Origin of the sequence: Achromobacter sp. JUb104, from assembly GCF_024806975.1 — a bacterium.
GTDB lineage: Bacteria > Pseudomonadota > Gammaproteobacteria > Burkholderiales > Burkholderiaceae_B > Achromobacter > Achromobacter spanius.
Map to the genome: position 1 here is coordinate 32,085 of NZ_JANUEY010000006.1, position 12,352 is coordinate 44,436.

Below are 12,352 nucleotides of genomic sequence, written 5' to 3' on the forward strand. Positions count from 1 at the left end.
AAACGATTACTGCCCTTCCAGGAAGCTCTTCAGCTTATCGGCCCGGCTGGGGTGACGCAGCTTGCGCAGCGCTTTAGCCTCTATTTGGCGAATGCGCTCGCGGGTGACGTCGAACTGCTTGCCCACTTCTTCCAGGGTCTGGTCGGTGCTCATTTCGATACCGAAACGCATACGCAGAACCTTGGCTTCACGCGGGGTGAGAGAGTCTAGCACTTCCTTGACCACATCACGCATGGAACCATGCAAGGCCGCGTCCGACGGCGCCAGGGTCGACGTATCTTCAATGAAATCGCCCAGGTGCGAGTCATCGTCGTCACCAATCGGCGTTTCCATCGAGATCGGTTCCTTGGCGATCTTCAGGATCTTGCGGATCTTGTCCTCGGGCATGTCCATCTTCTGCGCCAGGGTTGCGGGATCCGGCTCGGCACCGGTTTCCTGCAGGATCTGACGGCTGATCCGGTTCATCTTGTTGATCGTTTCGATCATGTGAACCGGAATGCGGATGGTGCGCGCCTGGTCAGCGATGGAACGCGTAATGGCCTGACGAATCCACCACGTGGCGTACGTCGAGAACTTGTAGCCGCGACGGTATTCGAACTTATCCACGGCCTTCATCAGACCAATGTTGCCTTCCTGGATCAGATCCAGGAACTGCAGGCCACGGTTCGTGTACTTCTTGGCGATCGAGATCACCAGGCGCAGGTTGGCCTCGGTCATTTCGCGCTTGGCCTTGCGAGCCTTGGCTTCGCCGGTGGCCATACGCTTGTTGACGTCTTTCAAGTCCTTCAGCGGCAACACGACGCGCGTTTGCAGGTCGATCAACTTCTGCTGCAATTCCTGAACAGCGGGAATTTGGCGTTCCAGCGTCTCGGCGTAAGGATGGCCAGCGGCAACTTCGTCCACCACCCACTGCAGATTGGTTTCGTTGCCGGGGAAGACCTTGATGAAGTGCAAGCGCGGCATGCCGGCACGGTCCACACACGTATGCAGGACGGCGCGTTCAAGCTGGCGCACTTCTTCCACTTGGCTGCGCAGCGTGTCAGCCAGCTTCTCGACCATCTTGGCGGTGAAGCGGATACCCATCAGTTCGTTCTGGATGGATTCCTGGGCGCGCACGTAGATGTCTGACTTGTAGCCGTCCTTCTCGTACGACAGGCGCATCTTGTCGAACTGCTTGCCCACTTCGTCGAACTTGGCCAGCGCCTTCACGCGCAGGTCTTCCAGTTGCTTGCTGGACATGCCGCCGGCGGGGCCGTCGTCGCCTTCGTCTTCGTCCGCGGTGACACCGGCGCCGGCGTATTCTTCGCCGTCTTCCGGATCAACAAGGCCGTCAACGACTTCGTCGATCTGCGCCTGGCCTTCGCGCACGCGCAGGATGTGGGCAAGGATCTCGTTGATCGTGGTCGGGCAGGCCGAAATGGCCATGACCATGTGCTTCAGGCCGTCTTCGATGCGCTTGGCGATTTCGATTTCGCCTTCGCGAGTCAGCAGTTCGACCGAACCCATTTCGCGCATATACATACGCACGGGGTCGGTGGTGCGGCCGAAGTCGGAATCCACCGTGGTGAGCGCGGCTTCGGCTTCGTCTTCGACATCGTCGTCGTTGGACGCGACGGGCGCGTTCTCGCTCATCAGCAGCGTTTCGGCGTCGGGTGCCTGGTCATAGACCGCGATACCCATGTCGCTGAATGTGCTGATGATGCCGTCGATGGCTTCAGCGTCGACCAAGTCGTCAGGCAGATGGTCGTTGATTTCGCCGTACGTCAGGTAGCCGCGATCCTTGCCCAGCTTGATCAGCTGCTTCAGGCGGTTGCGGCGTGCTTCGTATTCTTCCGGCGTGACGGGGCCACGGGCGATCAGATCCTTGGGATCAGCCTTGCCGCGCTTGCCACCACGCTTGGGCGGCTTCAGATCGGGCAGGACTTCGCCTTCGCCGTCCATCGTATCGTCGAAACCGTCGGAATCATTGTTGGCATTCTTGGCGGGACGGCCCGGACGGCGGCCGCTCGGCACGGGGCCCGAACGCGGGGCGCTGCCCCCCACCAGGTCGGCGAGCTTGTCCTCAGCCTTCTTGGCGCGAGCCTTCGTCACTTTTTCGGGCTTGTCAGCCGCAGCCGTCTTGGTTGCCTTTTTGGCAGCCGTCTTGACAGCAGCAGGCTTGGCGACCTTCACCGCCGTCTTGGCGGGCGCTTTTTCCGCCGCCATGCTTACGGCGCGCTTGGCCGCGGGGGCCTTGATTTCAGCCGCATCAATTGCAGAGGAGGATTTGCCGGTGGATTTGGTCATAGTCGCTTCCGTGGTCGTCGCAACCCGTTTGGGCATGTTGCACCGCGCAAGCACCACGCCAGACTGTGGCCTAGCGCGACGCAGCTACGGGTAAAACAGATAAATCGGCGAAGATCACGCGGCTGCGTTGTTCGCAGCGCCAGTTCTTTCGAACCCGTTTAGCGACGTGGCGGTGCAATACCGTTGGGGCGCTTTACGTGCATAACCTCATTCCGCGACGGATTCCGGGCGTTGGGGGGGCTGCCTGCCTATAAATAGGCTTTGCTTGCTTATGGGGTCATTGCCCCTAGCAGCTATGTAGACACAGCACCCAGACCACTAACGCTACGCAAAAATGCTCGCCGTTGAACTGCCTGATTCACCGCTCAGCCTTTGGCATCAGCCATTGGCCATAATAATTTAATGATGTAACAAATACGGCTGCCGAATTAAGCTCTTCGCCTAAGCTCTTCGGCAGCATTTCAATTCCTTGGTACTCTTTTCTGGCGCACTACGTCCAAGCGCCAATCTTGCTTCTATTGCTTCTACTTTCTACGACTGCTTTTCAACTCTGCGTTTCAACTGGCTTCCCAGCTCATTACTTCAGAATTAGATCTCGATTTCGGGATTTGATTCCGTCAGACCGTTCCGCCAGGCGCCTATGCCTGCCAGCGGACAACCTTTGATTTTAGCGCATTTAACGTATCCCGGCACCTTTCAGGGTGGCCATTCTGCCGGAGAGCTCCAGGTAGCGCTTGCGCGCTTCCTCAGTCGACAGCCCGGTGGACGCCAATTTGGCCATTTCCAGCTTGGCTGAATCGAATTCAATGCGCCGCAAAGCGTCATCCCACTCCGTCTGCGGGTCGGGCAGATCTTCCTGCGACAGGATATCCGCGCGCAACCCTTTCAATACGGTCGCCAAGTCCGAGTCCGGATCAGCCGCTTCCAGCAAGGCGCCCACATGGCGCGCACCGCTGGATTGGGCCAGCATGATCAGGTCTCTTACCAAACCTAGATGGGGGCCATGGTCGATGACTTCAAGCTGCTGATCACCCATGGAATCCACTAATTCGGGGTGGGCCAACAAAAGACCCAGCAAACGCTTGGCCAGCGACGGCATCGTGCGGCGTCCTTCAAAGCCGCCGACGTCATTGTCCCGGCGCCCCTTCCAGTTGCCCTTCCCGCCCTTCCAGTCGCTCTTGCCCTTCCAGTCGCCTTTACTCTTCCACTCGGGCTTCCCTGCTGACCTTTGACCACCACCGCCAAGCATTTCGGCGCCGTGCGACGGAATATGCCCGTAATCGGCATAGTCGGGCTCGTCGGCGGGAATGTCCTGGAAATCATGGCCGGCAAAGTCGTAATCCATATCCGGGTGCCCGCCATCATGATCCGAGCCAGAGCCACCCGCTGCACCGCCCCCTTCACCAGGCGGGGGCTTGGACCCGGCCGGCGTAAAAGGCTTGGCGGGCTGCTGGGCCAGAATCTGCGTCATTTCTTCGGGCGTCAGCTGTACCAGCTTGGCCATTTCGCGCTCGATCTGAACACGCAACGCGCACTCTGGAATCGACGCCAACAAAGGCTTGGCCTCGTGCAGGCAACTGGCGCGCCCTTCCGCTTCAGACATGTTATGGCGCGAGGCCAACTCGTCCAACAGAAAACGCGAAAGCGCCACCGCGTCGCCCAAACAGGCGCGAAAGGCTTCGGCGCCCAATTCGCGCACGTAAGAATCGGGGTCGTGCTCCGACGGCAAAAACAAAAACCGTATCGCGATATCGTCCCGCAGCACCGGCAGGCAAGCCTGCAGCGCTCGCCAGGCGGCTCGGCGGCCCGCTCCGTCCCCGTCAAAACTGAAAATCACCTTATCGCTTGCGCGAAGCAGCTTTTTCACATGGTCTGGCGTGGTCGCCGTACCCAGCGTCGCGACGGCATTGGCAATGCCCTGCTGCGCCAGCCCCACCACATCCATGTAGCCTTCAACCACGATCACCTGACCTTCCTGGCGAATGGCTTGGCGCGCTTCCCAAAGGCCGTATAGCTCGTGGCCCTTGGAAAACAGCGGTGTCTCGGGGGAATTCAGGTACTTGGGCTCGCCCTTGCCGATGATGCGTCCACCAAATCCGATGAGGCTACCGCGCACATTGCGGATCGGAAACATGACGCGCTCGCGAAAACGGTCATAGCGGCGGCCATCTTCAGACTCGATCACAAGTCCTGACTCGACCAGCGTAGGGTCTTCGTAATTGGGAAATACCTGCGACAGCCCGTGGCGGTCGGTGCCCGACCACCCCAAGCCGAAATGTGCCGCGATTTCCCCAGTCAGGCCGCGTTGTTTCAGGTAGCGGATCGCGGCGGGCGATGCTCGCAACTGCTTCAGATAATGCGCCTGGGCGGCATCCAGCACCTGTGTATGGCGGGATTCCTCGGCCTTACGACGCGCGGATTCCTGCTGCTGGCGTGGACTGCGATTTTCTTCGGGGACCGTCATTCCCGCCGAAGCCGCGAGCGTGCGCACGGCTTCGGGGAAACTGGTGCCCGTATGTTCCATCAGGAAAGTGATGGCGCTGCCGTGTGCTCCACAGCCGAAGCAGTGATAGAACTGCTTGGTGGGGCTGACAGTGAATGACGGACTTTTTTCGTTATGAAAGGGGCACAGGCCAAGCAAGTTGGCCCCACCCTTTCGCAACTGCACATATCGCCCGACTACGTCGACGACGTCGACTCGGGCGAGTAGATCCTGGATGAATGATTCTGGAATCAATAGATTCGGGAATCAAAAATCAATACAGGCGCGGGGGCAGTTGTTGGCTACGGATGCGCTTGTAGTGGCGCTTCACGGCGGCGGCGTGCTTGCGCTTGCGCTCAGCCGTGGGCTTCTCATAGAACTCGCGCGAACGCAGCTCGGTGAGCAAACCGGTCTTTTCGATGGTGCGCTTGAAGCGACGCAGAGCGGCTTCAAACGGTTCGTTTTCCTTCAGTCGAACGATAGGCATAAAGTGATTGGCCTGCTTGTAGGGTAACAAAAGTTGATGACAAACCTGGCTTGCTTACCAGCAACGCTGCGCGGGTCCAGGTCCGCGATAACCGCGGAACGTGGAACCTTTGAAAGCGCAACCCGAGTTCTTGAAAAACGACTAATTGGGAACCATGCAGCGCTGCTTGAACAACACCGATGCGCACCCACTTCTACTCGTTCTTACTTATTTCTCGGATTTCCGCTGGCTGTTTCCGTTACCCAAACACTACCCAAAGAGTAACAAGCCAAGTTCGGTTTAGCGATAACCAGCGATTCTAGCATGGTCAGCGCCGCTTTGACTACTAGGAGGGACTCTGGGCGCGTACTAGCCCCCCTCCTCTGACGCTCACAACGGATCAGCTCGTGTGACCCTTGCGGATCCAGGCTTCCAACTGATGCGGACGAAGACTGTCGTAATCTTCGAACGGCTGGTGAATCCACGGATTCGTCGGCAGCTTTTCAACGTAATAGTCGGGCGTGGCCTGGGAATGCCCCTTCCACCACAGCACCGCGCTGCGCAGCTCGGTGATGTCCGCGAACTGGCGCTTCAGGTGGTCATAGACCTTGTTGAAGGTTTTTCCGGTATCGACCATGTCGTCAACCAGCAACACGCGGCCGGACAAGGTGCCTCGCGTAATGGTGATGAACTGGGCGATATCCATGTCGCCTTGCTTCGTGCCGGCAGCCTCGCGATAGCTGCTGGTCGCCAGGATGCCCAAGGGCACGTCAAAAATACGGGACATAACATCGCCGACGCGCATGCCGCCGCGCGCCAGACACAGAATCTTGTCGAACTTCCATCCCGACTGGTGCACCTGCAAGGTAAGGCGCTCGATCAACCGGTTGTAATCGTCCCACGTCACCCACAGATGGCTTTCATCATTGGTCGGCGTGCTCATAGGTAAGCATCTCCTGCTTAAAGATACGAAAAGGCCGCCGCCGGTATGAGACCGGCGGCGGCCTTTGGAATATTAACCCGATCAGCCCTTCAGGGGATGACGCAGGACAATGGTTTCGTTGCGGTCAGGCCCCGTCGACACCAGGTCGATCGGCACACCGCAAACTTCGGCAACGCGCTCCAGGTAACGACGGGCCGCGGCGGGCAGCTTGTCGTACTCGGTGATGCCGACGGTCGATTCCGACCAACCCGGCAGCTCTTCCAGGACCGGTTGCGCTTGCGCAACCGCGTGCGCGCCATAAGGCAGCACGTCGCGGAATTCGCCGTTCACGCGGTAGCCGACGCCAAGTTGAATCGTTTCCAGACCGTCCAACACGTCCAGCTTGGTGATGCACAGGCCGGAAATGCCGTTCAGACGGACCGAACGCTTCAGCGCCGCGCCATCAAACCAGCCGCAGCGACGCGGACGACCTGTGACCGAACCGAATTCCTTGCCGATGGTGGCCAGGCGGGTGCCGATCTCGTCAACCAATTCCGTGGGGAACGGGCCCGAACCGACGCGGGTGGTGTACGCCTTGGTGATACCCAACACGTAGTCCAATTGCTGCGGGCCTACGCCAGCACCCGCGGACGCGGCACCAGCCACGCAATTGCTGCTGGTGACGAAGGGGTACGTGCCGTGATCGACGTCCAGCAAAGCGCCCTGCGCACCTTCGAAAAGAATGCGCTTGCCTTCCTGCTGCATTGCGTACAGGTTGCTGGACACGTCCTTGACCATCGGCGCAATGGCCGGAGCCAGCGCCATGGCCTGATCGCGCACCTCGTCAGCCGACACCGCTTCGGCGCCCAAGTACTTGGTCAGCACGAAGTTGTGGTAATCCAGCACTTCGGCCAGCTTTTCGTCAAACAGCGACGGGTTGAACAAGTCCTGCACGCGCAGTGCGCGACGGGCGACCTTGTCTTCGTACGCCGGCCCAATGCCACGACCGGTCGTGCCGATCTTGCCTTCGCCCTTGCGCGCTTCGCGCGCCTTGTCGATGGCCACGTGATAAGGCAGGATCAGCGGGCAGATTTCGGAAATCTGCAGGCGCGAACGCACGTCCAGACCCGCAGCTTCCAGCTCTTCGATTTCCTTGAGCAGAGCTTCCGGGGACAGCACGACGCCATTGCCAATAAAGCAGGTGACACCAGGATGCATGATGCCCGACGGGATCAGGCGCAGAATCGTCTTCTTGCCGTTGATCCACAGCGTATGGCCGGCGTTGTGACCGCCCTGAAAGCGAACCACGCCCTGGACGGATTCCGCCAGCCAGTCGACGATCTTGCCCTTGCCCTCGTCACCCCATTGGGTGCCGATTACGACTACGTTCTTGCTCATGTTACGAATCAATATCGAGTTTCTCGGGAAATCCGGAAATCTCCCCGCGGCCCTCTCGTTTCCAAGAGGGAGTTAGTCACAGCGTTCTGACCGTCCAGGCGCCATCTTGCAGCGCCAGCTCGCGATCGCAAACGAATTCGTCCTGATCCTGCTCGTGACCGGGCAATACCTGAACGACAATTTCCCCTGACCTGCGCAGACGGCGAACCGCCTCGGTCAAGGCGGGGGCTTGCCCCCAAGGCGCGCGAACCGCACGCGCCCGTTCCGCTGGCGGCAAACCCGCCGCCAGTTTGCGTAAATCCAGACTGAAACCAGTTGCCGGACGAGCCCGACCGAAGGCACGGCTGACGTCGTCGTAGCGGCCGCCACTGACCAGCGCGTCGTGCCAGCCTTCCGCATACAGCGCGAACTTCACGCCGGAGTGGTAGCCATACCCACCCACGTCGGCCAGATCCACACCAAACGCCACATTGGGCATCGCGTCCACCAGCGCTTGCAACGCGTCCAATGCTGCCGCCACACCCGGCAACAGCGGCAATTCTCGGCGTGCATTTTTTAGCACTTCCGGGCCACCGTACAAATTCGGCAGCAAGGTCAACGCCTTAAGCGTCTCTTCCCGTATGCCCGGCGCGCGCGAGGCCAGCTCAACCAACCCCGGCACGTCCTTATCGCGCAGCAAACGGATAACGTCCTCCGCCAACGCCACGGCGGCCGGATCCGACTCGACGATGGCGCGAACCACACCCGGATGGCACAAGTCCAGACGGGGGTTGCGCACCCCGGCGATCGCCACCGTTTCCAGCACAAGCTGGATGATTTCCAGATCGGCTTCAAAACCTGCATGACCGTAGATCTCGGCGCCGATTTGCAACAGCTCGCGGCTGGACAGCAGATCAGCCGGGCGAGCGTGCAGCACGTTACCGCAATAGCACAGGCGGGTTACGCCAGCGCGGTTCAACAAGTGCGCATCAATGCGCGTGACCTGAGGAGTCATGTCGGCCCGCACACCCAGAGTGCGCCCGGTCAGCTGATCAACCAGCTTGCACGTGCGCAGATCCAGATCGCTACCGGTGCCGGACAGCAATGAATCGATGTATTCGACCAGGGGCGGCGCGACCAGCTCGAAGCCGTAAGTACGGTACAAATCGAGAAGTTCGCGGCGCAATTCCTCGATGCGCCGGGCCTCTGCCGGAAGTACGTCGGCAAGGCTCTCGGGCAGCAACCAGTTACCCATGAATGTTTACCTGAATAACGCCAAGTGATGCGTGGGCGTCGCCCAAACGAAAAAGCGGCTGAGGGGGCGTAAGCCCGCTCAGCCGCTGCGGAATGTTTTCTAGCTTACGCGGTATTGTACATGAGTCAGCGAGCAGCGCCAGCCGGGATTCAGCCGCCGCCAAACTGTCCCCCTATTGTCTTGCCTGGCTGCGTATCAAGAAAAAGCCCCTTGGAATTCCAAGGGGCTTTTCGTTCCGCGATGCGCCGCCGACTTACTTGGCGGGCACGGTAACCGGCGCCAAAGCGTCACCGGCCGGGTCCTTCATGAACTGGAAGAAGCTGGAGCTGGGGTCGACCACCAGTACGTCGCCCGGCTTCGAGAACGAAGCACGGTAGGCTTCCAGGCTCTTGTAGTACGTGTAGAACTGCGGGTTCTTGCCGTAGGCCTGCGCATAGATCGAGGCGGCGGCAGCGTCGCCTTCACCCATGATGCCCTGCGCTTTGGCATAAGCCTGGGCCACGATCACTTCACGCTGACGATCCGCTTCGGCGCGGATCTTTTCGCCTTCGGCGGCACCGATGGAACGCAGCTCGTTGGCGACGCGCGTACGCTCCGCTTCCATGCGGCGGTACACCGATTCCGAAATTTCCGGCGCGAACTCGATCCGGCGCAACCGCACGTCGACGATCTGCACGCCCAAGGGCTCGGCGCGCTTGGCCACGTTCGCCAGGATCTCGGCCATGATCTTGTCGCGTTCGGTCGAGACCACGTCGCGCACCGTGCGCACGTTGACCGAAGCGTTCAAGGCGTCGCGGATCAGCGCTTGCAAGCGCTCTTGCGCCACGCGCTCATTGCCGCCCGTCGAAACGTAGTATTGACGGGGATCCGCAATACGCCACTTCACGTACGAGTCGATCAGCAGGTTCTTCTTTTCGGAAGTCTGGATGCGTTCGGCTTCGTTGGTTTCGATGGTCAGAATGCGCTTGTCGAGCGTCACCACGTTCTGAAACGGCGGCGGCGCCTTGAAGTACAGGCCGGGTTCATTGATGGTCTTGCGCACTTCACCCAGCGAGAACACAAGGGCGTAGTCGCGCTCGCGCACGACGAAGACGGTGGACGACAGGGCAGCCAGCACGATAAGCAGGCCGACCAGGATGGGCATAAAACGTTGCATGATCAGAATTCCTCCGGGTTAGCGCGACGTGCGGTCGCGAGGCAGCGTGTTGCTATTGCTGCTGCCGGAAGATTGGGGCACCGGGACCACGTTGCTACGCAACGGCGGTTGAATCGGCGGACTGATCAACGCAGGCGAACCCGGGTTGCCGACGGTGGACTTGCCAGCGTCTTGAGCTGCCAGATTCATGATCTTGTCCAGGGGCAAATACAACATGTTGTTGTTGCTCTTGGTGTCGACCATAACCTTGCTGGCGCGCGTGAAGATGTCCTGCATGCTTTCCAGGTACATGCGCTGGCGCATGACTTGCGGCGCCTTTTCGTATTCGCCCAGGATGCTGGTGAAGCGCGACGTATTACCCTGCGCATCGCCCACAACCTTGGCCTTGTAGCCTTCGGCCTGCTCAGTCATGCGCGATGCCTGACCACTGGCAAGCGGCACGACTTGGTTGGCATAGGCCTGGCCTTCGTTGATCTGGCGCTCGCGGTCTTGACCGGCCTTGACGGCGTCGTCGAAGGCGGCTTGCACCTGCTCGGGCGGCTGCACGTTTTGAATGGCGACGGTGCTGACCTGCACGCCGCTTTGGTAGCGGTCCAGGATCTGCTGCATCAACGCCTGCACCTGCGTGGCAACTTCGGTACGGCCTTCGTACAGCACGAAGTCCATCCGCTGCTTGCCCACGACTTCGCGCATGGCCGTTTCAGAGGCCTGGCGGACCGATTCGTCCGGATCGCGCGTTTGGAACAGGTAGTCAGGAGCGCCATCGGCGCGCAGGCGGTATTGCACGACGAACTGCATGTCGACGATGTTCTCGTCCGTCGTGAGCATCAGCGCTTCAGGCAGAACCTTGTTGCGCGAACCGCCGCGGAAACCGACTTCGAACGTGCGCAATTGCGACACGTTGACGATTTCCTGGCTTTGAATGGGATACGGCAAGCGCCACTGGAAGCCGGCTTGCGAGGTGCTCTTGTACTTGCCGAATTGGGTCACAACCGCGACCTGGCCTTCTTGCACGATGTAGAAACCGCTGGCCAGCCAGATGCCCACCGCAACCAGGGCAATAACGCCCAGGCCAATGCGCGCACCACGCGGAGAAGGCGGCGTCATGCCGCCTCGGTTGTTGGGGCGGTTGTTACCACCGCCACCGCCCTTGCGACCAAACAACGAGCCGATGCGATTGTTGAAATCGCGCCAGACTTCGTCCAGGTCAGGTGGGCCGTCTCCATTGCCTTGAGGCCGCTTCGGCGGCGGCTCGGAGCCATTGTTATTCCCACGACCCCAACCGGGGTCATTCAGATTGAAGAGTTTGATAATTCGCGGCATTGTTTCCCACAATCTGTCCGGTCTCCGCAATTGCCCCGCGCAACGCATCCAGACCGGCGCGCTCGGTGGCGCTTACAAATACTCGCGCAATCGTACCATGTGCATCGCGTTCCACCCGGGGTTCCAGGCCGGCCCGGTCAATCTTGTTGTATACCAGGATGGTCGGAATGGCGGACGCGCCGATTTCGGCAAGTACCTTGTTCACTTCAAAGATCTGCTCGTCGCGCTGGGGGCTGGCCGCATCAACCACGTGCAGCAGCAAATCGGCATGCACGGTTTCTTCCAGCGTTGCGCGGAACGCGGCAATAAGGCCGTGAGGCAGATCACGAATGAAGCCCACTGTGTCCGACACCACGACGGACCCGGCACCTTCGATCCAGATGCGGCGGGTGGTGGTATCGAGCGTTGCGAAGAGCTGGTCGGCGGCATAGCTGTCCGCGCGCGTCAGCGCGTTGAACAGCGTGGACTTTCCCGCGTTGGTATAACCCACCAGCGACACCGACAACGCGCCGCCTCGCGCCCGAGCACGACGCTGGGTCACACGCTGGCGCTCAACGCGGTCCAGCCGTTCACGCAGCGTCTTGACCTTGGCGCCGATCATGCGGCGGTCCATTTCAAGCTGCGATTCACCTGGGCCGCGCATCCCGATACCACCGCGCTGACGCTCCAGGTGGCTCCACATGCGCGTAAGGCGCGTGGCCAAATGCTGCAACTGCGCCAGTTCGACCTGCAATTTGCCTTCGTGGCTTTTCGCACGCAAGGCGAAGATATCCAGGATCAGCGCAACGCGGTCCACCACGCGCAGATTGAAAGCGCGTTCAAGGTTGCGTTGCTGGGCGGGCGACAACGGTTGATCGAACAGAACGATATCGGCCAATAGGGCCTGCGCCATTCCAACGGCCTCATCCGCCTTGCCCGAGCCGATGAAGAACTTGGCGTCGGGCCGGTCGCGCCGAGCGGTCAGGGTGCCGACGACTTCAGCGCCCGCCCCCTTGGCCAGCATGGCGAATTCTTCGGCGTGGGCAGCGAAGTCCGGGTCACCCAGATCGACGCTGATAATCAGAGCGCGCATACATGCACCATAT

Annotated in this window: 9 protein-coding genes; all 9 read right to left on the reverse strand. The window is 60.3% G+C overall.

Going from position 1 to position 12,352, the window contains the following annotated elements:
• Nucleotides 1-6: 6 nt before the first annotated feature.
• Nucleotides 7-2,286, reverse strand: a complete 2,280-nt coding sequence (gene rpoD / locus M2361_RS28510; protein ID WP_259253126.1) for an RNA polymerase sigma factor RpoD — start codon at nt 2,284-2,286, stop codon at nt 7-9.
• A 676-nt stretch (nt 2,287-2,962) separates the two neighbouring features.
• Complete coding sequence (dnaG, locus tag M2361_RS28515) at nt 2,963-5,023, reverse strand: DNA primase (RefSeq protein WP_259253127.1); 2,061 nt, start codon at nt 5,021-5,023, stop codon at nt 2,963-2,965.
• Nucleotides 5,024-5,042: 19 nt separating this feature from the next.
• A complete protein-coding gene (gene rpsU / locus M2361_RS28520) occupies nt 5,043-5,255 on the reverse strand; it encodes a 30S ribosomal protein S21 (RefSeq protein ID WP_006218592.1) in 213 nt (70 codons plus the stop codon).
• A gap of 379 nt (nt 5,256-5,634) precedes the next feature.
• Nucleotides 5,635-6,177, reverse strand: coding sequence for a phosphoribosyltransferase (locus M2361_RS28525; RefSeq protein ID WP_100855090.1), 543 nt, complete (start codon nt 6,175-6,177; stop codon nt 5,635-5,637).
• 81 nt (nt 6,178-6,258) lie between these two features.
• Nucleotides 6,259-7,554, reverse strand: coding sequence for an adenylosuccinate synthase (locus M2361_RS28530; RefSeq protein ID WP_162941177.1), 1,296 nt, complete (start codon nt 7,552-7,554; stop codon nt 6,259-6,261).
• Nucleotides 7,555-7,630: 76 nt separating this feature from the next.
• Entirely contained in the window at nt 7,631-8,788 is a 1,158-nt protein-coding gene (locus M2361_RS28535) for an ATP phosphoribosyltransferase regulatory subunit (RefSeq protein ID WP_259253138.1), read from the reverse strand.
• A gap of 253 nt (nt 8,789-9,041) precedes the next feature.
• Nucleotides 9,042-9,944: a protease modulator HflC gene (gene hflC, locus M2361_RS28540; protein WP_259253139.1), complete on the reverse strand. Its 903-nt coding sequence runs from the start codon at nt 9,942-9,944 to the stop codon at nt 9,042-9,044.
• 18 nt (nt 9,945-9,962) lie between these two features.
• Nucleotides 9,963-11,267 (reverse strand): FtsH protease activity modulator HflK, encoded by a 1,305-nt coding sequence (gene hflK, locus M2361_RS28545; protein WP_259253141.1) that lies wholly within the window; start codon nt 11,265-11,267, stop codon nt 9,963-9,965.
• Nucleotides 11,233-12,339 (reverse strand): GTPase HflX, encoded by a 1,107-nt coding sequence (hflX, locus tag M2361_RS28550; protein ID WP_050446291.1) that lies wholly within the window; start codon nt 12,337-12,339, stop codon nt 11,233-11,235. Before hflX ends, hflK begins: the two co-directional genes overlap by 35 nt.
• Between the last annotated feature and the right edge of the window lie 13 nt (nt 12,340-12,352).